At 67.9% G+C, this 22122-nt stretch carries 23 protein-coding genes; 18 read left to right on the forward strand and 5 right to left on the reverse strand.

Features of this window, described 5'->3' with window-relative positions:
• Positions 1–35 precede the first annotated feature (35 nt).
• A complete protein-coding gene (locus ABT313_RS14085) occupies positions 36–686 on the forward strand; it encodes a GNAT family N-acetyltransferase (protein WP_350852330.1) in 651 nt (216 codons plus the stop codon).
• On the opposite strand, the gene ABT313_RS14090 is transcribed toward ABT313_RS14085, so the two are convergent.
• Positions 630–1166 carry a CGNR zinc finger domain-containing protein gene (locus ABT313_RS14090; protein ID WP_350852333.1) on the reverse strand — a complete coding sequence of 179 codons (537 nt, stop codon included), beginning with the start codon at positions 1164–1166 and terminating at the stop codon, positions 630–632. The genes ABT313_RS14085 and ABT313_RS14090 overlap by 57 nt on opposite strands.
• Before the next feature lie 149 nt (positions 1167–1315).
• On the opposite strand from ABT313_RS14090, the gene alr reads away from it, so the two are divergent.
• From alr to ABT313_RS14135, 9 genes are all read left to right on the forward strand, one after another.
• Entirely contained in the window at positions 1316–2452 is a 1137-nt protein-coding gene (alr, locus tag ABT313_RS14095; protein WP_350852336.1) for an alanine racemase, read from the forward strand.
• Positions 2449–3414 (forward strand): D-alanine--D-alanine ligase family protein, encoded by a 966-nt coding sequence (locus ABT313_RS14100; RefSeq protein ID WP_350852338.1) that lies wholly within the window; start codon positions 2449–2451, stop codon positions 3412–3414. Before alr ends, ABT313_RS14100 begins: the two co-directional genes overlap by 4 nt.
• A complete protein-coding gene (locus ABT313_RS14105; RefSeq protein WP_350852341.1) occupies positions 3411–4031 on the forward strand; it encodes a M15 family metallopeptidase in 621 nt (206 codons plus the stop codon). Before ABT313_RS14100 ends, ABT313_RS14105 begins: the two co-directional genes overlap by 4 nt.
• 71 nt (positions 4032–4102) lie before the next feature.
• Complete coding sequence (locus ABT313_RS14110) at positions 4103–4597, forward strand: NAD(P)H-dependent oxidoreductase subunit E (protein WP_350852344.1); 495 nt, start codon at positions 4103–4105, stop codon at positions 4595–4597.
• Entirely contained in the window at positions 4594–6105 is a 1512-nt protein-coding gene (locus tag ABT313_RS14115) for a formate dehydrogenase beta subunit (RefSeq protein ID WP_350852347.1), read from the forward strand. The genes ABT313_RS14110 and ABT313_RS14115 overlap by 4 nt, the downstream gene beginning before the upstream one ends.
• A complete protein-coding gene (fdhF, locus tag ABT313_RS14120) occupies positions 6102–8924 on the forward strand; it encodes a formate dehydrogenase subunit alpha (protein WP_350852350.1) in 2823 nt (940 codons plus the stop codon). Before ABT313_RS14115 ends, fdhF begins: the two co-directional genes overlap by 4 nt.
• Positions 8921–9142 carry a formate dehydrogenase subunit delta gene (locus ABT313_RS14125; protein ID WP_350852353.1) on the forward strand — a complete coding sequence of 74 codons (222 nt, stop codon included), beginning with the start codon at positions 8921–8923 and terminating at the stop codon, positions 9140–9142. The genes fdhF and ABT313_RS14125 overlap by 4 nt, the downstream gene beginning before the upstream one ends.
• Positions 9143–9273: 131 nt before the next feature.
• Positions 9274–10461 carry a molybdopterin molybdotransferase MoeA gene (locus ABT313_RS14130; protein WP_350852356.1) on the forward strand — a complete coding sequence of 396 codons (1188 nt, stop codon included), beginning with the start codon at positions 9274–9276 and terminating at the stop codon, positions 10459–10461.
• Between the two features lie 37 nt (positions 10462–10498).
• Positions 10499–10987 carry an SRPBCC family protein gene (locus tag ABT313_RS14135; protein WP_350852359.1) on the forward strand — a complete coding sequence of 163 codons (489 nt, stop codon included), beginning with the start codon at positions 10499–10501 and terminating at the stop codon, positions 10985–10987.
• Here ABT313_RS14135 and ABT313_RS14140 read toward each other — a convergent pair.
• Both ABT313_RS14140 and ABT313_RS14145 read right to left on the reverse strand, forming a co-directional pair.
• The gene (locus ABT313_RS14140) at positions 10971–11396 is read right to left on the reverse strand and encodes a MerR family transcriptional regulator (RefSeq protein WP_350852362.1); all 426 of its coding nucleotides are present in this window, start codon (positions 11394–11396) and stop codon (positions 10971–10973) included. The two genes, ABT313_RS14135 and ABT313_RS14140, sit on opposite strands and share 17 nt — an antisense overlap.
• Positions 11397–11422: 26 nt before the next feature.
• Positions 11423–12457, reverse strand: coding sequence for an aminotransferase class V-fold PLP-dependent enzyme (locus tag ABT313_RS14145; RefSeq protein WP_350852365.1), 1035 nt, complete (start codon positions 12455–12457; stop codon positions 11423–11425).
• A 544-nt stretch (positions 12458–13001) separates the two neighbouring features.
• Between ABT313_RS14145 and ABT313_RS14150 the strand changes: the two genes are divergently transcribed.
• From ABT313_RS14150 to ABT313_RS14185, 8 genes are all read left to right on the forward strand, one after another.
• Positions 13002–13199 (forward strand): hypothetical protein, encoded by a 198-nt coding sequence (locus ABT313_RS14150; protein WP_350852368.1) that lies wholly within the window; start codon positions 13002–13004, stop codon positions 13197–13199.
• Positions 13200–13236: 37 nt separating this feature from the next.
• On the forward strand, positions 13237–14247 hold the full coding sequence (locus tag ABT313_RS14155) for a LacI family DNA-binding transcriptional regulator (RefSeq protein WP_350852371.1): 1011 nt from the start codon (positions 13237–13239) through the stop codon (positions 14245–14247).
• A gap of 96 nt (positions 14248–14343) precedes the next feature.
• Entirely contained in the window at positions 14344–15633 is a 1290-nt protein-coding gene (locus tag ABT313_RS14160; protein WP_350852373.1) for an extracellular solute-binding protein, read from the forward strand.
• A 13-nt stretch (positions 15634–15646) separates the two neighbouring features.
• On the forward strand, positions 15647–16531 hold the full coding sequence (locus ABT313_RS14165; protein WP_350852376.1) for a carbohydrate ABC transporter permease: 885 nt from the start codon (positions 15647–15649) through the stop codon (positions 16529–16531).
• Positions 16528–17427 carry a carbohydrate ABC transporter permease gene (locus ABT313_RS14170; RefSeq protein WP_350852378.1) on the forward strand — a complete coding sequence of 300 codons (900 nt, stop codon included), beginning with the start codon at positions 16528–16530 and terminating at the stop codon, positions 17425–17427. The genes ABT313_RS14165 and ABT313_RS14170 overlap by 4 nt, the downstream gene beginning before the upstream one ends.
• Before the next feature lie 24 nt (positions 17428–17451).
• Positions 17452–18954 carry an arabinosylfuranosidase ArfA gene (arfA, locus tag ABT313_RS14175; RefSeq protein ID WP_350852381.1) on the forward strand — a complete coding sequence of 501 codons (1503 nt, stop codon included), beginning with the start codon at positions 17452–17454 and terminating at the stop codon, positions 18952–18954.
• Positions 18955–19008: 54 nt separating this feature from the next.
• Complete coding sequence (sthA, locus tag ABT313_RS14180) at positions 19009–20193, forward strand: Si-specific NAD(P)(+) transhydrogenase (RefSeq protein ID WP_350852384.1); 1185 nt, start codon at positions 19009–19011, stop codon at positions 20191–20193.
• Positions 20194–20256: 63 nt separating this feature from the next.
• Positions 20257–20874 carry a TMEM175 family protein gene (locus ABT313_RS14185; RefSeq protein ID WP_350852386.1) on the forward strand — a complete coding sequence of 206 codons (618 nt, stop codon included), beginning with the start codon at positions 20257–20259 and terminating at the stop codon, positions 20872–20874.
• Here ABT313_RS14185 and ABT313_RS14190 read toward each other — a convergent pair.
• Together ABT313_RS14190 and ABT313_RS14195 are read right to left on the reverse strand one after the other, a co-directional pair.
• A complete protein-coding gene (locus ABT313_RS14190) occupies positions 20858–21310 on the reverse strand; it encodes a GNAT family N-acetyltransferase (protein WP_350852389.1) in 453 nt (150 codons plus the stop codon). The two genes, ABT313_RS14185 and ABT313_RS14190, sit on opposite strands and share 17 nt — an antisense overlap.
• 10 nt (positions 21311–21320) lie before the next feature.
• Positions 21321–22025: a siderophore-interacting protein gene (locus tag ABT313_RS14195; protein ID WP_350852392.1), complete on the reverse strand. Its 705-nt coding sequence runs from the start codon at positions 22023–22025 to the stop codon at positions 21321–21323.
• Positions 22026–22122: the final 97 nt, after the last annotated feature.

Genomic DNA, 22122 nt, shown 5'->3' on the forward strand with positions numbered 1-22122 from the left:
TGACTAATAAGCAATAAACAGTTACACTCGCCGGCATGGACATCGTGAGGCGATGGCTGGAGGGCTGGCGGCTGTGCCGCGGGCTGGAGCCGGTGATCGAGTACGACGACGCCTATGCCGCCGTACTGCGGTTGCCCGGTCGCGAGCGGGAGTTGTTCGCGCGCAGCGACGACCCGGAGACCGTCGATCGGCTCGCGGCCGGGCTGGCACCGGATACCTGGCTGACTGTTACCACACAAACCGGTAACGAGATCGCTCGTCGGCTCGAGGCCGCCGGCGCCCGGCCGTTCGAAGAGCAGAAGACGCTGATGTCGATCAACCTGCACCAACACCCGAAGGCAACTGCGGAGTTCGAGTCGGACGGCCCCTTGGAGTACGTGCGGGTGCTGATCGACGGCACGGTCGCGGCCCACGGCATGATGGCGATCGTCGGTGACGACGCGGTGATGCACGACATCCAGACCGAACCGGCGTACCGGCGGCGCGGCCTGGGCAGCATCGTCATGGGGGCGTTGAGCCGGCGGGCGCTCGACCGCGGGGCGAGCACCGGCTTGCTGATGGCGACCACCGACGGGTTCCATCTCTACCGCAAGCTCGGCTGGTTGCCCGAGGCAACCATGGTGACGGCGTCAGGAGACGCGCGCGCGGTGGGCGGCGACCTTGGTGCGGTTCTGACAGGCCGTTGAGCAGAACCGCTGCGTCCGGTTGCGGGTCGAGTCGAGGAAGACGTCCTCACACCGGGTCGCCTCGCAGCGGCGCAGGCGATCGACCTCGTCGCTGCCGAGGAGCATCGCCACCGCGGTAGCGAGCTCGGCCAGCCAGCCCGCGGCCTCGTCCGGGCTGCCGAAGTGCAGGTGCCACGGTGCGCTGTCGCGGCGGACCAGTTGCGGCGCGGCCTTGGTCTCGCGGAGCAGCCCGTTCACCAGGTCGGCGGCGCCATCGACATCCGGCAGGCGCCGCAGAGCGTCGTACAGAGTCCTGGCGCCGGCCTCGTAGTCGGCGATGTCGATGTCGGGGACACGGTTGGTCGTCAGCCGGAGCGCCGCGCGCACGGCCTCGGCGTCGGGGGTCGCCGCCGGACGGCCCTGGCGCGGGTCGGATCCGAAGGTGTTCGCCAGCGCGATCGCCGCCGACAGCGACGCCTTCAGGTGATCGGTGGCCTCCACTCCTCCAGTATCCCCCGGAAAGTTCGGTGACTGGGGACAGGTTCATTCAGATGGATGACCGAGGTCATACCAGGGTCGTAGACGGCGGTTCCGCATCTCCGTCCGCGATCCGATGAAGCGGATCGTTGCCGGAAACAACAATGACTGCCATGTACCTGGTTCAGTCCCGCCACCGCCCGGCGACACGTGGGATCGCCGGATTGTCGGAGGCCGTCGTCGACCTGTCCGCCGTACGCGACAACGTCCGGGCCTTCCGGCAGCGGGTGCCGCAGGACGTGATGGCCGTGGTGAAGGCGGACGCCTTCGGGCACGGCGCAGTACCGGTAGCCCGGGCAGCAGTGGAGGCCGGGGCGACCTGGCTCGGCGTCGCGCATGCAGACGAGGCGTTGCAACTGCGCGCGGCCGGGCTGACCGTACCGATCCTGACCTGGTTGTACGACGCCGCAGAGCTCATGCTGCTCGGCGATATGGACATCGACGTGAGCGTCTCGACCGTCGCCGAGCTACAGCGAGTCGTCTCCATCCCATCCGTCCACTACGTGCACCTCAAGCTGGACACCGGTCTCCACCGGTCCGGCAGTGCACCTGACCAGTGGATCGAACTCACCCGAACGGCGGCGCACTACGAGGCGCTCGGCGCCGTCACGGTCCGCGGGATCTGGTCGCATCTGTCGCACGGCGACTCCGCCGACGCCGTGCAGAGCACGCGGCAGCTGCAGCTCCTGCGGACCGGGGTGGGTCTCGCGCACCGGGCCGGCCTGCGTCCCAGCGTCGTACACCTGGCGAACTCGGCCGGTGCGATCACGCTCGACGCGCCGGACTGCAACCTGGTCCGGATCGGCGCCGGTCTGTACGGGATCGACGAGCTCGGCCTCGGCCTGCGGCCCGCGATGCGGCTGGTGAGCAAGCTGGCCCAGGTACGGCGGGTCCGCGCGGGCGAAGGGGTTTCGTACGGGCACGACTTCGTCGCGGATCGGGACACCACGATCGGGCTCGTCCCGATCGGGTACGCCGACGGGATCCCGCGGGTCGCCGTACGGCAGGCGAGTGTGTGGTGCCACGGCGTACGGATGCCGGTGATCGGGCGGATCGCGATGGACCAGTTCGTCGTCGACGCCGGCGAGGCTGCGGTCGAACCGGGTGAACCGGTGACGATCTTCGGCGACGGATCCACCGGCGAACCGACGGCCGCCGAGTGGGCCGACTGGGCGGGCACCATCCCGCACGAGATCTACTGCGGCATCGGTTCGCGGGTGCCTCGCCGCTACCAGGAGGGCAATCGATGAAGGTCGCGGTGGTGATGGGCGGGGCGAGTCCGGAGCATCAGGTTTCGCTTGCCAGCGGCAAGGGGATCGCGAAGGCGGTCGAGATCCTCGGCCATACGGCGATCCCGATGGTGATCGATGCTGACGGCAACTGGATGGACGGGCAACATGAGGCGATCGAGATTCTGCAGGCGTGTGACGTCACCATCCCGGCGTTGCACGGCGAGGGCGGCGAAGACGGCCGGCTGCAAGGGTTTCTCGAGCAGCTGCACATTCCGTACGTCGGCAGCGGTATCGCCGCCAGCGCTGTCGGACTGGACAAGCACCTGACCAAGGCGGTCCTGCGAGCGCACGGAATCCCGGTCACGCCCGGCGTCACGCTGCGCGGGGCCGAGCTGGCCGACACCGAAGCAGGTCTGCAGAAGCTGAAGGCGGCCGGGCTGGACTTTCCGCTGTTCGTGAAGCCGGGCAACGGCGGATCGAGCTTTGGGGTGTCCAGGGCAACGAACCTCCCGACGCTGCTGGCTGCGATCGCGGATGCCGCCGTACTCGATCCGCATGTGCTCGTCGAGCGCGAGATGGTCGGCCGGGAGATCGACCTCGCGGTGCTCGAGTTCCCGGACGGGCGGGTCGAGACCGCGCCGGCGTTGGAGATCCACGCCGACCCGAAGCAGCCGTTCTTCGATGCGACCGCGAAGTACGACAGCGCGGCCACGCGGTTCGTCGTACCGGCTCCGCTGGATCCCGAGCTGGCCGAGCGGTTGCGGCGTACGGCGATCGACGTCTTCGAGGCCCTCGGGTGTGCCGGGCTTGCCCGGGTGGACTTCTTCGTACCGACCGATGGAGAGCCAGTGGTCAACGAGATCAACACGTTCCCCGGGTTCACGCCGGCGTCGCAGTTCCCGCGGATGTGGGCCGCGGCCGGGATGTCGTACGCCGAGGTGGTCGACACCCTGATCCGTACGGCGGTGGCGCGCGGATGACCGTACTACTGAGTGACGACCGGATCACCGGCATCCCCGCGATCGAGAACGGCGAACCCGTTGTCGACCTGTTCACGCGCGGTGTGGCGACGACCGGTCGCCAGTTCGCACGGGAGAGCGTCGCGGACCGGCTCGCGCTGGCCGATACGTTCCTGCCTGCTGGGATCCGGCTGCATGTCGTCGAGGGACTGCGCCCGATCGAGAGCCAGCAGGAGATCTACGACGGCTACCGCGCCGAACTGCAACGACTCCACCCCGGCATCTCCGACCACGACGTACATGTCCTCGCCAGCCGTTTCGTGTCCCCGATCGAGGTCGCGCCTCACGTAGCCGGCGCCGCGGTCGACCTGACCCTGGTAGGCGCCCACGGCCCGCTAGACCTAGGCACCCCCATCGACGCCACCCCCGAACAAAGCAACGGCGCCTGCTTCTTCGCCGCCACCAACATCAGCCGCGAGGCCCGCACCAACCGCACCCTCCTGGCCGACGTCCTAACCGCCGCCGGCCTCGTCAACTACCCCACCGAGTGGTGGCACTGGTCCTACGGCGACCGCTACTGGGCCTACACAGAAAACCACCCGGCCGCGCTCTACGGCCCCGCACACAGCCTGACCTGATAGACGTCGCCTATCAGGTCATAGGCAGGTTTGCTTTGACCGGGTGGTAGTGGCGACGGAATGTTGTATACATGACGAGCGAGGTCGTGGCTGCTGCCCCTGTGCCGATTCCCGGGCGTGCGCAGCGAGTGCGGGAGATTGCCGGTGAGTTGCGGGGGATGCGTGGGGCGTTGATCCCGATTCTGCATGCGGTGCAGGAGGAGCTCGGGTACGTCGCGCAGGACGATGTCGCGGTGGTGGCCGACGTACTCAACTTGTCGGTGGCCGAGGTGCACGGGGTCGTGACGTTCTACAAGGACTTCAGGCGGGCCGCTCCAGGGCGTACGACGGTGGCCGTTTGTCAGGCGGAGGCCTGTCGCGCGGTGGGCGCGGTCGAGTTGGCGGACTATGCCCGGCTGCGCACAGGTTGTGGGTTCGGCGAGACCTCGGCGGACGGGCGCATCACGCTCGAGGAAGTGTTCTGCTTCGGGAACTGTGCGCTCGGGCCGACGGTGCAGGTCGGCGGCAAGCTGCACGGCCGAGTCAGCCCGGCTCGCCTCGATGCCTTGCTGGGAGAAGCGCGATGAGGATCTTCGTACCGCGTGATTCGGCCGCTCGCTCGGTGGGAGCGGATGAGGTCGCCGAGCGGATCGAGGCTCGCGGCGCTGAAGTCGTCCGCACCGGCTCGCGGGGGATGCTGTGGCTGGAGCCGTTGGTCGAGGTGGAGACGTCTGCCGGGCGGATCGGGTACGGCCCGGTGGCGCCGGAGGACGTGGACGGGTTGATCGCCTCCGGGATGCTCGCGGGCGAAGGCGAGAACCTCGGCCTGGTGGAGGAACTGCCGTGGATGCGGCGGCAGGAGCGGCTGACGTTCAGGCGGGTCGGCGTGATCGATCCGTTGTCGGCCGAGGACTACGAAGCGCACGGCGGGATGAGTGGGTTGCGGCAGGCCCTGGCGATGACACCGGCCGATGTGGTCGAGGCTGTTGTCGAGTCGGGGTTGCGCGGGCGCGGCGGGGCGGGGTTTCCGACCGGGATCAAGTGGCAGACCGTGCTCGGCGCCGAGGCGGATCTCAAGTTCGTCTGTTGTAACGCGGACGAAGGCGATTCCGGCACGTTCGCGGATCGGATGCTGATCGAGGGCGATCCGTTCACGTTGATCGAGGGGATGACGATCGCGGCGTACGCGGTCGGTGCGGCCGAAGGGTACGTCTACCTGCGTTCGGAGTACCCGGACGCAGTCGACACGCTCAAGGCGGCGATCGAGCGGGCGCACGAGGAAGGCTGGTTGGGGCCGGACATTCTCGGCTCAGGGTTCGGCTTCGACCTGCATGTCCGGGTCGGCGCAGGTGCGTACATCTGCGGCGAAGAGACCTCGATGCTCGAGAGCCTGGAGGGCAAGCGCGGCATGGTCCGCGCCAAGCCTCCGATCCCTGCACTGGAAGGGCTTTTCGGCCGCCCGACCGTGGTCAACAACGTGTTGTCGTTGGCAACGGTCCCGACGATCCTCGCGCACGGGGCGGAGACGTACGCCGGCTACGGCTCGGGCCGGTCGCGAGGTACGAGCGTCTTCCAGCTCGGCGGGAACGTCGCCCGCGGCGGGATCGTCGAGACCGCCTTCGGCATCACGCTCGGCGAGCTGGTGAACGACTTCGGCGGCGGAACGGCCAGCGGACGGCCGACGCGCGCCGTCCAGGTCGGCGGCCCGCTCGGCGCGTATCTCCCGGTCGAGCAATTCGATCTTCCAATGGACTACGAGGAGTTCGCCAACGCCGGCGCGATGGTCGGGCATGGCGGGATCGTGGTGTTCGACGACACCGTGGACATGGCCGCGATGGCGCGGTTCGCGTTCGAGTTCTGCGCGGCCGAGTCGTGCGGCAAGTGCACGCCGTGCCGGGTCGGCGCGGTCCGCGGCGTCGAAACGATCGACCGCATCGTGACTGCAACAAACGGCACCGAACGCGACCAGAACCTCGTGGTCCTCGAGGACCTGTGCGAACTGATGACCGACGGCTCGCTCTGCGCGATGGGCGGCCTCACCCCGATGCCTGTACGCAGCGCCGTCCGCCACTTCGGAGAGGACTTCAACGCATGAGCCTGCTCAAAGAACCAGATTTCGGTACTCCGGCCCGGGCCGGCGAGGCGACGATCGAGCTGACCATCGACGGAGTCGACGTACGAGTTCCAGCCGGTACGTCGGTGATGCGCGCCGCGAAGGAGGCGGGTGTCGACGTACCGAAGTTGTGCGCGACCGACAACCTCGAGGCGTTCGGGTCCTGCCGCTTGTGCGTGGTCGAGATCGACGGCGTCAAAGGTACTCCAGCCTCCTGTACGACGCCGGTCCGCGACGGCATGAACGTCCGCACCCAGAACGAGCGGCTCGGCAAACTGCGCCGCGGCGTGATGGAGCTCTACATCTCCGACCACCCGCTCGACTGCCTGACCTGCTCGGCCAACGGCGACTGTGAACTGCAGGACATGGCCGGCGTCACCGGGCTGCGTGAGGTCCGCTACGGCTCGGGCGTCGAAGCCGGCGCCAACCACATGGATCTGGAGACCGACACCTCCAACCCGTACTTCGACTTCGAGGCGTCCAAGTGCATCGCGTGCTCGCGCTGCGTCCGCGCCTGCGACGAAGTACAAGGGACTCTGGCACTGACGATCGAGGGGCGTGGGTTTGATTCCAAGGTCGCGGCCGGTGCCGGGGTGCCGTTCTTCGAGTCGGACTGTGTGTCGTGCGGCGCCTGCGTCCAGGCGTGCCCGACCGCGACGCTGCAGGAGAAGTCGGTCGTCGAGCTCGGGATGCCGACGCGGACCGTCCTGACGACCTGCGCGTACTGCGGTGTCGGCTGCTCGTTCAAGGCCGAGCTGCGGGGCGACGAGCTGGTCCGGATGGTCCCGTACAAGAACGGCGGCGCGAACGAGGGTCACTCGTGTGTGAAGGGCCGGTTCGCGTTCGGGTACGCGAGTCACCCGGACCGGGTGATGGAGCCGATGGTGCGCGACACGATCGCCGACGAGTGGCGGACCGTGTCGTGGGAGGAAGCGATCGGCTTCACCGCGCGCCGGCTGCGGGAGATCCAGGCGCAGCACGGCCAGGGGTCGATCGGGGCGATCACGTCGTCGCGGACGACCAACGAAGAGGTGTACGCCGTCCAGAAGATGGTGCGAGCCGTCTTCGGCAACAACAACGTCGACACCTGCGCGCGGGTCTGCCACTCGCCGACCGGGTACGGGCTGAAGCAGACCTTCGGTGAATCCGCCGGTACGCAGGACTTCCGGTCGGTCGACGAGTCCGACGTGATCCTCGTGATCGGCTCGAACCCGACCGACGCGCACCCGGTGTTCGGGTCGCGGATGAAGCAACGGATCCGCCAGGGCGCGAAGCTGATCGTGATCGACCCGCGGCGCATCGACCTGGTCCGTACGCCGCATATCGAGGCGGCACACCACCTCGAACTGAGGCCCGGGACCAACGTCGCGATCATCAACGCGCTCGCACACGTCGTAGTCACCGAGGACCTGGTCGACCGTGAGTTCGTGACCGCACGCTGCGAGGACTTCGAGGCCTGGGCGGCGTTCATCGCGCAGCCGGAGCACAGTCCCGAGGCGGTCGCCGAGATCTGCGGCGTACCGGCCGACGAGATCCGGGCCGCGGCGCGGTTGTACGCGACTGGCGGGAACGCGGCCATCTACTACGGTCTCGGCGTCACCGAGCACAGCCAGGGCTCGACCATGGTGATGGGGATGGCCAACCTCGCGATGGCGACCGGCAACATCGGCCGGGCCGGCGTCGGCGTGAACCCGATGCGCGGTCAGAACAACGTGCAGGGGTCGTGCGACATGGGTTCGTTCCCGCACGAGCTGCCCGGGTACCGGCACGTGTCCGACGACGACGTCCGGTCGATCTACGAGCACCTCTGGGGCACGCCGATCCTCAACGAGCCGGGGCTGCGGATCCCGAACATGTTCGACGCCGCGATCGACGGATCGTTCAAGGCGCTGTTCGTCCAGGGCGAGGACATCGCGCAGTCCGATCCGAACACGCAGCACGTCTTCGCGGCGCTGGGTGCGCTGGATCTCCTGGTGGTACAGGATCTTTTCGTCAACGAGACCGCGAAGTTCGCGCACGTTCTGTTGCCGGGGACATCGTTCCTGGAGAAGGACGGGACGTTCACGAACGCCGAGCGGCGGATCAACCGGGTGCGGCCGATCATGGCGCCGCGGACCGGGAAGCAGGAGTGGGAGATCATCTGCGAGATCGCGCAGGCGATGGGGTACCCGATGCACTACGACTCGGCCGCGCAGATCATGGACGAGATCGCCATGACGACACCGACGTTCACCGGGGTCTCGTTCGCGAAGCTGGACGAGCTCGGGTCGATCCAGTGGCCGTGCAACGTCGAGCATCCGAGCGGTACGCCGATCATGCATGAGGACGAGTTCACCCGGGGCAAGGGCCGGTTCATGGAGACCATGTACGTGCCGACGTCGGAGCGGTCGACCCGGAAGTTCCCGCTGATCCTGACCACCGGGCGGATCCTCTCGCAGTACAACGTCGGCGCCCAGACCCGTCGTACGGCGAACGTCGCATGGCATGCCGAGGATGTGCTGGAGATCCATCCGCATGACGCCGAGGTACGCGGCGTGACGGACGGGGACCTGGTCGCGCTGTCGAGTCGGGTCGGGCGGACCGAGTTGCGGGCGCGGATCTCGGACCGGATACCCGTCGGCGTCTGCTACACGACGTTCCACCACCCGGTCAGCGGCGCGAACGTCGTCACCACGGACAACTCGGACTGGGCCACCAACTGTCCCGAGTACAAGGTCACCGCAGTGCAGGTGGACCTGATCCCGGCCACCGTCGCCGCCGACGCCGTCCGCGAGCCTGTCGTTGCAGGAGGCAACCGATGAGCAGCGGCGTGCCGCCGTACGTGCGGTTGGCGAACGAGATCGCGGCCCAGTTCGCCCACCGCTCCCCCGAAGACGCGGCGACCGCGATCGCCAACCACCTGAAGGCGACCTGGGACCCGCGGATGAAGCAGGCGCTGATCGCCCATGCCGCGTCGGGCGCGACCGACCTCTCGCCCGCGGCGGCGCTGGCCGCGCGCCACCTCGAAGGCGCTCTGTGACGTATCCCACCCTGTCCGGCGAGCGGGCTCCTTTCGACAACCGCGAGCGGGTTGGAGAGGGTGGTCCTGTGGAGGACGGGCCTGGGAACGCACCTTCCGGAGGCCGCCGTCTTCGGGCGCAGCGGGATGCCGTGGCGTGGGACGCGGCCCGGGTGCTCGCACACGCGGCGGCTCGCCCCGGCGCGGCGGTCTCGCGACCCCTGGGTGAGGCCGATGGATGCGTACTGGGTACGCCGCTTGTGTCGCCGGGCGCAGTCCCTCCGGTCGATCGCGCTGCGATGGACGGGTACGCCGTACGCGGTCCTGGTCCGTGGCAGGTGAGCGGCCATCTCGCGGCCGGCGCCGCGGATCCGGGGACGTTGGCCGACGGGCAGGCGACCGGGATCGTCACAGGAGCGGCGCTGCCGGAGGGTGCGACGGCTGTCGTGCGCTCCGAAGATGCGGTGGTGAACGGTGATCGGCTCGAGGGAGCGGCCAGGGAAGGCCGCCACATTCGCCGGGCCGGCGAGGAGTGCGGGCCCGGCGATCAACTGTTGCCGGCGGGTGTGGTCGTCGGCCCGGCCGTGCTCGGGTTGGCCGCGACGCTCGGGCTCAACCGGCTGACGGTCATCCCCCAGCCGACGGTCGCCGCACTCGTGACCGGAGACGAACTGGTCCACCGCGGCCCGTCCGGTCCGGGTCGCGTACGCGACGCGATCGGGCCCATGCTCCCGGGCCTGGTCACGCGCGCAGGCGCACGGCTGGTCGGCGGCTCGTCCGGAAATCAGCCGGGAACCAGCCCGCCGCGGCCAGCAGTGCAGCATCTGCCGGACTCGTTGGACGAACTCACCAGGGCGCTCGGCGAGACACAGGCCGACCTGATCCTGGTCTCCGGGTCGTCGGCTGCGGGACCAGAGGATCACCTTCGACCGGCGCTCAACGCGCTCGGTGCGGAGTTCGTCGTGGACGGCGTCGCCTGTCGGCCGGGTCATCCTCAGGCCCTGGCGCGGTTGGCCGACGGACGACTCGTGCTCGGACTCCCCGGGAACCCGTTCGCGGCCCTCGTCGCGTTCCTGACGCTCGGCGTCGCGGCCATCACCCGCATGCGCGGTCGCCGGCTCCCCGAGCTCGGCAACATCGCCGTACCCGGTGGTGTGCCGTGTCACCCGACCAGTACCCGGCTCGTCCCGGTGCGGCTGACGGCCCACGGCGCCGTACCGATCGGACATGGCGGATCTGCGATGCTCCGCGGGCCTGCTGTCGCCGACGCGCTGGCCGTCGTTGCCCCCGGTCCGGCCGAGGCCATCGCGGCGCGGCTCCTTCCCCTCGATCCGGCGTAAATGTCGAGGCCGGCGCGAGGCGTCCGACGTACCGGGCATGGATGACTACGGAGTGACCGGCTCGACCACCAACGTCGAGGTACTGATCAAGCTGCCGACCCGCGAGCTGTGGTCCGGCATCACCGCGATCGACCGGTACGGCGAGTGGAGCCCGGAGTGCTACTACGGCGCCTGGCTGGAGGAAGGTTCCCGTTTCGAGGCGCGCAACCGCTTCAAGGACGGGTTCGAGACGTACGTGACCTGCACAGTGACCGTCATGCAGGCGCCGTCCCGCTTCGGCTGGGACGTGTACGGCGACGAAGACGTGCCGTTCGCGCACTGGGAGTACGAGCTGGAGGACCGCGGTGCGGAGACGCTGGTCCGGCAGACGTTCACGCACGGACCCGGCAACAGCGGCATGCGGATGGGCGCGGTCGAGAACCCGGAGCGGGCCGCGGAAGCGATCCAGGGTCGTCTCGACCAGCTGGCGGCGAACATGCGAACGACACTCACCGCGATGGAGACAGCACTCAGGAAGCCTCGCTAGCGCTGGGCTGGGACGGGCCGACCCACAGGCACTCGGCCGTCCCGGCCTCGAGGTGTTCCTCGTAGACGCCGACCTTGTGGCTGATCACGCTCAGGCACTCGGTCAGGTCCTGGATCTGGGACGTGACGTGATCCTGGTGGCTGCGGAGCAGGGCCAGCCGATCCTGCTCGTTGCCGGGGCCCTGCCGGACCAGGTCGGTGTACTTGCGGATGGTGTCGAGCGGCATCCCGGACGAGCGGAACTTGATGCACATGTCCAGCCACTCGACATCGTCCTCGGTATACACACGCCGGCCGTTCGACTCGCGCCGTACCGGATCGGCCAGCAGACCCTCACGCTCGTAGAACCGGAGGGCGTGCACACTCAGCCCGGTCCGCTCCGCCACCTGCCCGATACTCAATCCACGCATGGGGCACCCTAACTCTGCTTCCAGTTCTACAGCAGGGGTTTGAGCGCCTCGAGAGCCTGCTGTACGTCGTCGTCGGTCGAGTAGATGTGGAACGACGCACGCAGCTTCCCGTCGCGTACGGCGGCCCGGATGCCCGCGGCCGCGAAGGCCTCCTGGGCTCCGGGAAGGCTGGTGCTGACGATCGCGCTGTTCGACGGTTCCAGGCCGAGGCCGGCGCGGAACGTGTTCGCGAGGGTGAGGTTGTGGCGGTTGATGGTGTCGACGCCGATCTGCTCGATCAACTCGAGCGCGGGTGCGGCACCGACGAAGCTGAACCAGGCCGGCGACTGGTCGAACCGCCGCGCGCCGGGGGCGAGGTCCATCACGGGTCCGTAGTACGACGCGTGGACGTCGCGGGCGGCGTACCAACCGGCGGCCGACGGGCGGCAACGCTCCTGGAGGCGGGGCGAAAGGTATCCGAGGGTGGCGCCGCGCGGCGACATCAACCACTTGTAGCTGTGGGCAATCAACGCGTCGACGCCGTCGATCCGCATCGGCAACCAGCCGAGCGCCTGCGACGCGTCGATCACCACCAACGCCCCGATCTCCTTGCTGGCAGCAATCACCGCCGGCAGATCGAGTACGACGCCGGTGGACGACTGCACCGCACTCACAGCCACCACGTCGATCCCCGGCGTGATCGCCGCCACCAGCTCATCACCCGGTACGGCGACCACCTGGACGCCACGGTCCGCTTGGACCTGCCACGGGAACACGTTCGATGTGAACTCGACTTCGTCGGTCAGCACCTTCGCCCCGTCCGGCAACGCCGCTGCGATCGGCACCATCGCGGCCGACACCGTGCTACCGACGAACACATCCGCCGCATCGGCCCCAACCAACCGCGCAAACGCTTCCCGCGCCTGCGTCGTCGACTCGTCCCACGGCTCCCAGCTCGTCCGACCCACCCGCCAGTCCCCGAGCGCCGCCTGCAACGCCTCCCACGCCGGCTTCGGCGGCAACCCGTACGACGCCGTGTTCAACCACCCCGGCTCCGCCTCCCACAACCCCTCAATCTCCACACCCACCACCCTAGGTGAAGCCCGCAAGGAAACCCGAGGCATCTCATATAAGCCCGAATAAACAAGAAGACGGCTGTTAAGAGTCTCGAGCAGGAGAGATAGGGGGCTACTCAGAAGCCCTCAAAAGGAAAGAACAAGAAAAGAAGCAAGTTTTAGAGTGGTGGCTGGCTCCGGTGGCGCACCGCAGGTTTGCCTGCGCGTAGTCGGCGCGGCCCCGGAGTGCAGTGTCACGCCGTACTCGGTCGCGACGAACTCACCGACCTCGTAGGCAAAGGCCAAGCGTTCTGTGGACCCTGCTTTCCGGAACAAAGTTGCCGCTGGGTGCAACATTCCTTCCGCAAAGCAGCCAGGAACCGCCGGCGCGCCGCGGGCAGTCGTGGTTGGGGAGGATCTTGTGCCCGAATCGGTGCAGGATCCTCCCCAAGTCCGGTCAGCCAGGGATCCCGGCAGATTTTCTGAATCGCTTTTCATGACTCGGTGGAGGGGCAGGGTTGGTTGTCGGGTCGTATGGTGGGGAGCAGCGAGTGTTGCCAGGGAGGGTGCGATGAGTTTCGACAGGCCTGGGCTGCCACATCCCGGTTACGAGCTGGACCCCGCGGTGGAGGACGTGCTGCGTGAGGAAGGCGTGGAGATGAAGGACGACGCGCCGGACATCGCCGACCACCCTGGCGGCGTGTCGGCGGGGCCGCAGCCGAATCCGCCACGCCGGCCGTCGGACGAAGGCGCGGCCGCGGAGGAGTGAGCTCTGCACTACCGTGGCTGCCCATGAGGGACATGCCATGGCGGTGACGATGCGTGACGTCGCGCGCGAGGCCGGCGTGTCTCCGAAGACGGTCTCGAACGTGATGAACGGCTATCCGTACATCCGTGCCGAGACGCGGACCAAGGTGCTGGCGGCGATCGATGCCCTCGGCTACCGGATGAACATCTCCGCCCGGAACCTGAAGTCCGGGCGGACCGGCGTGATCGGCCTCGCCGTACCCGAGCTGAGCAACCCGTACTTCGCGGAGCTCGCCGACGCGGCGATCGCGGCTGCCGGCGAGCACGGCCTGACGGTGATGATCGAGACCACCGGCGCCGACCGCGAACGGGAGCTGACCGCGCTGGCCCGGCCGCGCGGGCACCTGGTCGACGGCCTGCTGTACAGCCCGCTCGGGCTCGGCCCCGAGGACGTCGACCAGCTCCGCACGCACACCCCGGTGGTCCTGCTCGGCGAACGGATCTTCCACGGCCCGGTCGACCACGTCATGATCGACAACGTCGAGGCCACCAAGGCCGTCGTACGGCATCTCCTCGACCAGGGCCGCCGGCGGATCGCGGTGATCGGCGTGCGACCCCGGGAGGGCGTCGGCACCGCCGCCATCCGGTACGGCGCGTACGCGGACACGCTCAAGGAGTACGGCGTTCCTGTGCCCGAGGAGCTCGCCGTCTCGGGCGGCAAGTGGCACCGGTCGAGCGGGGCGGATGCGATGGCGGAGCTGCTCGCGACCGGGCAGAAATTCGACGCCGTCTTCGCCCTCAACGACACTCTGGCCCTCGGCGCGATCCGGGCGCTGGCCGCGCGCGGGGTGCGGATCCCGGACGACGTGGCGGTGGCCGGCTTCGACAACATCGACGAGGCCAGCTACAGCAGTCCGACCCTGACCACGGTCGACCCCAGCCGGGTCCACATCGCCCGGACCGCGGTCGAGCTCCTGGTCCAGCGGATGGCGGGCGACGCCTCCGAGCACCACGAGATCGTCGCCCCGTACGAACTCCACACCAGGGAATCCACCCTCGGCGCGAGCTGAAGTCTTGACGGTCCCGGAGCAGTCGGGGCATCCTCTCTACACCGATGTAGTACATCGGTGTAGAGAAATCGTGCTCCACTCCGCCCTGGAGGACAGATGCTCCCTCACTCCCCTCCCTTCCGTCCGCGGCGTCGAGCCGTGCTGGGTGGCATGCTCGGCGCCCTCGCCCTGACCGGCTGCGGCACGTTCGACTCCAAACCCAAGGTCCGGGAATGGAACCTGTTCGGCGGCGGCGACGGTGCCCGCCTGCTGCAGATCCACGACCAGTACGTCGCCGAGCACCCGGACGTCGCGTTCCAGGCGCACACGCTGGCCTGGGGCCCGCCGTTCTACACCAAGCTCGCGATGTCGGCGGCCGGCGGCCGGGCGCCCGAGGTCGCGACCATGCACATGTCCCGGCTGAAGGGTTTCAGCCCCACAACCATGCTCGACCCGATCCCGGTGGAGCTGCTCGAGAACGCCGGCGTCCGCCAGTCCGACTTCCTGCCGGCGACCTGGGACCGCTGCGTCATCGACGGCAAGCTGTACGCCGTACCGCTGGACCAGCACCCGTTCGTCCTCTACTACAACCTGGAGATCTGCAAGAAGGCCGGACTGCTCGGGCCGGACAACAAGATCAAGCCGGTCAAGGGCGTCACGCCGTTCCTCGACATGCTCCGCGCGGTCAAGGAGACCACCGGCAAGTACGCCGTCTCCGTCGACACCACCAGCCCGTGGCGGCTCTGGTGGACGCTCTACGGCCAGCTCGAGGGCGAATTCTTCAGCCCCGACGGCAAGGAGCTGGTGATCGACGACACCAAGGCACTCGAGGCCCTGGACTTGATCGCGAAGCTCGCGAGCGAAGGCCTCACGCCGCGCTCGGCGAACTACGCGGCCCTGGTCGCCCAGTTCAGCAACGGGGAGGCCGGGCTGAGTTTCAACGGCGAGTGGGAGGTCACGACGTACCAGACCGCGAAGCTGCCGTTCAGCATGGCGCCGTTCCCGGTCGTGTACGACGTACCGAAGTTCCAGGGTGACTCGCACACGTTCGTGTTGCCGCACCAGGCGCACCGCAACGCCGACGACACGAAGGCGACCGTCGAGTACATCGCCTGGATGCTCAAGCACAGCGTCGAATGGGCGGCCGGCGGGCACATCCCGGCGTACCAGCCGGTGGTGAAGAGCCAGGAGTACCTGGAGCTCAAGCCGCAGGCGGAGTACCGCAGTGTTGCTCCGAACGTGTTCTACGACCCGGACGCGTGGTTCAGCGGCTCGGGAGCACAGCTGGAGAACGAGTCCGCGGCGGCCTTCAGTGGGATCGCGACCGGACAAGCCACACCCAAGTCTGCGCTCGCGCAGTTCAAGGCTGCCACTCAGAAGCTCCTCGACACCCCGTCCCCGGTCTGACAGGAGAACGCCCATGCAAAGACCGGATTGGAAGCAACGTTGGGGCGGCCTGTTCTTCGTCGCGCCGTTCCTGCTGCTGTTCGCGCTGTTCATGCTCTGGCCGATCGCCTCGGGTTTCTGGAACAGCTTCTTCAACACGAGCCTGGCCGGTGTCAAACACGAGTTCCTCGGCCTGCAGAACTGGCGGGACCTGTTCGGCGACCCGGCCGTCTGGTCGTCGCTGAAGAACACGCTCGTCTTCACCGCGATGAGTACGCCGCCGCTGGTGATCATCGCGCTCCTGATGGCCCTGCTGGCCAACCGCAAGGGCATCCTCGGCTGGCTCCTGCGCTTCTCGTACTTCGCTCCGTTCGTCCTGCCGGCGACCGTGGTGACGCTGATCTGGGTGTGGATCTACCAGCCCGGCTTCGGTCTGGTGAACGGGCTGCTGACGGCCGGCGGATTCGCCGAGATCGACTGGCTGAACACCGAGAACAGGGCGATGCTCGCGGTGGTGATCACGACCGTCTGGTGGACGGTCGGGTTCAACTTCCTGCTCTATCTCGCCGCCCTGCAAGGGATTCCGGCGCAGGTCTACGAGGCGGCCGCGATCGACGGGGCGGACGGCCGGCAGCAGCTGTTCCGGATCACGCTGCCGCTGCTGAGCCGGACCACCGGGCTGATCGTCGTACTGCAACTGGTCGCGTCGTTGAAGATCTTCGACCAGATCTACCTGATGACCAACGGCGGGCCGAACTACGCGACCCGGCCGATCATCCAGTACATCTACGAATCCGGCTTCACCAGCTACCGGATCGGCTACGCGTCGGCGATCTCGTACCTGTTCTTCGCGGTCATCGTGATCGTCGCGGTCGCCCAGTTCAAACTGTTCTCCGGCCGAGGGGAGGCGGCGGCATGACGACCACGACGATGCCGACCGAACGGCGGTCCGCCGCGCCTGTCAGCAAGCCGGCCCATAGCGGTCCGGTGAAACCGCGCTGGACCTTCGCCGGAACCGCGACTGCCGTCGGTGCGGTGATCCTCGCCGTACTCTGGCTCGTCCCCCTGCTCTGGGCTCTCGACACGTCGCTGAAGCCGGAGCCGGAGACCACCCGGGCGCCGATCACCTGGTTGCCCGAGGCACCGACCGGCGACGCCTACCGGTCCGTGATCGAGCAGGGCGACCTGATCCGCTGGTTCCTCAACAGCACGGTCGTCTCCGTTCTCGTGACCACTCTGACGCTGTTCGTCTCCGTGCTGGCGGCGTACGGCTTCTCGCGGACGAAGTTCCCGGGGCGCCGGGTGCTGTTCGGCCTGATCATCGCCGGCATCCTGGTGCCGCCGCAGGTGCTGATCGTGCCGCTGTTCCAGGAGATGACCGGCCTCGGTCTGGTCGACACCTACTGGGGCATCGTGCTGCCGCAGGTGGTCGCGCCGGTGATGGTGTTCGTGCTGAAGAAGTTCTTCGACGGCATCTCCCGCGACTACGAGGACGCCGCCCGGGTCGACGGCGCGTCCCGGTGGCGGATCGTCTGGAGCGTGATGGTGCCGATGTCGCGGCCGATCCTGGTTGCCGTCGGCATCTTCACGTTCATCGGGGCCTGGAACAACTTCCTCTGGCCCTTCATCGTGACCACCGACCCGTCAATGATGACGATCCCGGTCGGCCTCGCCAACGTGCAGGGCTCGTACGGCCTGCGCTACGCCCAGATCATGGCATCGGCCGTGCTGGGCGGACTTCCGTTGCTGATCGTCTACGCCCTGTTCCAGCGCCACGTCGTCCGCGGTGTGGGCGACGCGGGGATCAAGGGCTAGACAAACTCTGACAGGAGCAACCTGGTGCCTGCTGCCAACCTGACCATCGACCCCGCGTTCACGATCGCGCCCGTGAACCGGCGTACCTTCGGTACGTTCGTCGAGCACATGGGCCGGTGTGTCTACACCGGCATCTACGAACCCGGCCATGCGACCGCCGACGAGGACGGCTTCCGCAAGGACGTCCTCGAGCTGACCCGGGAGCTCGGCGTGTCCCTGGTGCGTTACCCCGGCGGCAACTTCGTCTCCGGTTACCGCTGGGAGGACGGTGTCGGCCCGCGGGACCAGCGGCCGCGCCGGCTCGACCTGGCCTGGCACAGCGTCGAGACCAACGAGTTCGGTCTGGACGAGTTCGGCAAGTGGTGCGCGAAGGCGGGCCTCGAGCCGATGATGGCGCTCAACCTCGGGACGCGGGGCGTCCAGGAGGCGCTGGACCTGCTCGAGTACGCGAACCACCCGGGCGGTACGGCGTTGTCGGATCTGCGCGAGCAGCATGGCGCGGCGCCGTACGGGATCAAACTGTGGTGCCTGGGCAACGAGTTGGACGGGCCGTGGCAGGTCGGTCACAAGACGCCGACCGAGTACGGGCGCCTCGCGGCGGAGACCGCGCGGGCGATGCGGATGATCGAGCCGGACCTGCAGCTGGTCGCATGCGGATCGTCGTCGTCGCGGATGCCGCTGTTCGGGACCTGGGAGCGCGACGTACTGCGGGAGACCTACGACCTCGTCGAGTACGTCTCCTGCCACGCGTACTACGGGAACGACGACGGCGACACCGCCTCGTTCCTGGCGTCCGCGGTGAACATGGACCACTTCATCGAGTCCGTGATCGCGACCGCGGATCACGTCGGCGCGGAACTCAAGAGCAGCAAGAAGATCAGCATCTCGTTCGACGAGTGGAACGTCTGGTACGGCGAGCGCTCCCGTCGTACCGACGGCCCGCACGATCAGTGGGAGGTCGCGCCGCGACGGATCGAGGACGAGTACAACGTCACCGATGCCGTTGTCCTCGGCAACCTGTTGATCTCGTTGCTGCGGCACAGCGACCGGGTCGGCGTCGCCTGCCTGGCCCAGCTCGCGAACGTGATCGCCCCGATCATGACCGAGCCCGGCGGCGCGGCCTGGCGGCAGCCGACGTTCCACCCGTTCGCGATCACGTCCCGGCTCGCGGCCGGTCAGGTCCTCCGGGTCGAGACCGATTCGCCGCTCACCACGACGGCGAAGTACGGCGAGGTACCGGCGGTCGACGCGGTTGCGACGTACGACGAGGGCAAGGTCGCGATCTTCGCCGTCAACCGGTCGACCGACGGCCCGATCGAGGTCACCATCGACGTCAGCCGCACCGGTGTCACGACCGTCGCCGAGGCGCTGATCATGCACGACGCGGACCCGCTGGCCGTCAACTCGTCCACCGACCCCGACCGCGTCGTTCCGCAACAGCTCGAGGCGGCCACGCTTGTCGACGGCAAGCTGACCGTTACGCTCCCGGCCATCAGCTGGACAGCTGTTTCACTGTCGACTGACTGATCCTCCTGTACCAGACTGGGTGCCTGTAGGCGCCCAGTCTGGTGGGGAGATCCGATGTACGACTACGACCTCGTGGTGATCGGGTCCGGCCCGGGTGGGCAGAAGGCCGCGATCGCCGGTGCGAAGCTGGGTAAGCGGGTGGCGGTGGTCGAGCGGATCTCGATGCTCGGCGGCGTCTGCGTCAACACCGGCACGATTCCGTCCAAGACACTGCGCGAGGCCGTGCTCTACCTGACCGGGATGGCGCTGCGCGATCTGTACGGCGCGAGCTACCGGGTGAAGTCCGAGATCACCATCGCGGACCTGATGGCCCGGACCCAACATGTCGTCGGCCGTGAGGTCGAGGTGGTCCGGGCACAGCTGCTGCGCAACCACGTCGAACTGCTGCACGGTACGGCGAGCTTCGTCGACTCGCACACGGTCCAGGTGATCGGGACCGGGCGTGGCGAAACGAGCACGGTCACCGCCGAGAAGATCGTGATCGCCACCGGCACCCGGCCCGCCAGGCCTGCGCAGATCGAGTTCGACGACCGGCATGTGCTCGACTCCGACGCGATCCTCAAGCTCGAGAAGGTGCCGGGCTCGATGGTCGTGGTCGGCGCCGGTGTGATCGGGATCGAGTACGCGTCGATGTTCGCCGCGCTCGGGACCCGGGTGACCGTGGTCGAGAAGCGCGACCGGATGCTCGAGTTCTGCGATCCCGAGGTGGTCGAGTCGCTGAAGTTCCATCTGCGCGACCAGGCAGTCACCTTCCGGTTCGGCGAGGAGGTCGAGCGGGTGGAGGTCTCCGAACGCGGCACGGTCACCTCACTGGCCAGCGGCAAGCGGATCCCGGCCGAGATGGTGATGTACTCCGCCGGCCGCCAGGGCGTCACCGACGCGCTCAACCTGGAGGCCGCGGGGCTCGAGGCGGACGCGCGAGGCCGGATCAAGGTCGACGAGCACTACCGGACCACGGTCGAGCACATCTACGCCGTCGGCGACGTGATCGGCTTTCCGGCGCTCGCCGCGAACAGCATGGATCAAGGCCGGCTCGCGGCGTACCACGCCTTCGGTGAACCGGCCCGGGAGTTGGCCGGGTTCGTCCACATCGGCCAGGCGATCATGGGCTGCGGCGGCACGGTCGACTACCTGGTCGACACGGTCCTGAACTACCCGACGTTGTCCGAGGCCTACAAGGTCGCGGCGCTCGACGTCACCAACAAGATCCGCGCCCTCGATGCGTTCGGCACCGACTGATTACGCTCAAGGCGATCAGTTCTGCGGCCCGTTCACCGGTGTAGTAGTTCAGACTGTGTGCCCGTGAGCACTCAGTCCGACCTAGCGGAGACCAACCGGCTGGAAGCGTTCAGTGACGGCGTCTTCGCGATCGCGATCACCCTTCTCGTTCTCGAACTGCACAGTCCCGAGCTCGAGGAGGGGCAGCGGCTGTGGCCCGCCCTGCTGGACGAGTGGCCGCAGTTCGCGGCGTACCTGACCAGCTTCGCGATCCTCGGCATCATGTGGGTCAACCACCACTCGATGTTCCGGCAGATCCAGCGCGCCGATCGCGGGCTGATGTTCCTCAACCTGCTGCTGTTGTTGTGGACGACGCTGTTGCCGTTCCCGACGAGTCTGTTCGCCGAGCATCTCGAGGACGACTCGATCAACGCGAACGTCGCAGCTGCCGTCTACAGCGCGAACCTGACGCTGGCGGCGATCTCGTTCAGCCTGATCTGGTGGCACGTACTGCGCCATCACCTGGTCGAGCACGAGATGACGAAGTCGCAGATGCGCAGATCGCTGATCCGCTACTCGATGGGCACGGTGATCTACGGCGCCTGCATCGGGATCTCGTTCATCTCCGCCCAGGTGACGCTGCTGATCGTGTTCCTGCTCGCGCTGTACTACGGGTTCGAGCAGGTCAGGACCCGCGGCTGAACTGGGTTACGAAGATGCCGGGGGCAACTTCCAGCCTGGCGACCTCCGCGTAACCGCGGGACTTGTAGAGGTTGACCGCGGGAGTGTTGTCCGAGCCGGTCGAGACCAGGCTGACCGGTCGCGGCGCGAGCTGGTCGAGATGATCGAGCAGCGCCTTGCCGTGGCCGCGGCGGGCGTGGGCCGGATCGACGATCAGCCGGGCGATCTCGACCGTGTCGTCGGTCGGGAACTCGTACGCGACCGCGCCGACCAGCAGCGACCCCTCGTACCGGCCGAGCCAGTGCTCGGTGGACTGAAGGAGTCCGGCCAGGTCCTCGTGGAGGGGCGGGATGCCGTCGAAGCCGATCAGTTCGGCCTCGACGGCGTACGCGGCGTGCTGGATCTGCAGCAACCGCTCGGCGAGGGCATGGTCGGTGAGGTCGAGCGGCGTGATCACGCCGGCAAGATTACGCGGCCTTCCAGTAGCCGAGGGACTTCACGCGATGCTTCGGCACGGCGAGATCCTTCAGGACGTACGACGTGAGCGCGCGCGTGGTCGCGGTGTCGCACGCGATCCAGACGAAGGTGTCGGCGCCGATCTCGTCCTTGAGCTCGGTCTTCACGTGCTCGACCAGCTGCGACCGCGGGACGGTCCTCAGGTCGTGGTGTTCCTCGGTCCGGAACGGCAGCTCGTGATCGAGGTCGTGGGTGGTCTCGAACCAGATCGTCGCCGGCAGCTTCGGGGCGACCGCGAGCAGCGAGTTGATCGCAGGCAACGACGCCGGATCGCCGATCACCAGCAGCCGCGGCGGCAACGGGTCCGGAACCTCGAAGCCGGTCCCCTGCACCGTCGCCTCGATCGTGTCGCCGGGCTCGGCCTTCCGCGACCAGTCGCTCGCACACCCGTCGTGCAGCGCGAACTCCAGGCTGAACGTGCCGGCCTCGACATCCGGATCGACCAGCGTGTAGGCGCGCTGGTGCGGCTTGCCCGCGTTGTCGAACCAGAGCCGCACCCACATCGTCGGATGGACGCCGATCGCCTGCAGCAGACCGCCGTCGGTGAAGTGCACGCGGCGGTAGCGCTCGGTGACCTGTTCGGCGCCCGTCACGGTGAAGACGAAGTCCTTCCCGCGGAACAGCTTGAGCACCACGCCTTCCCAGCCGTGCCCCACTCCACACCTCCGGCGACAATTGCTCTTGCGATCATGGATAGCTGCTGCGTAAGTTAGCCCAGAAATTAGCCAAGCCTAACCTAACTTATAATGGAAC

Origin of the sequence: Kribbella sp. NPDC000426 (assembly GCF_040300265.1) — a bacterium.
GTDB lineage: Bacteria > Actinomycetota > Actinomycetes > Propionibacteriales > Kribbellaceae > Kribbella.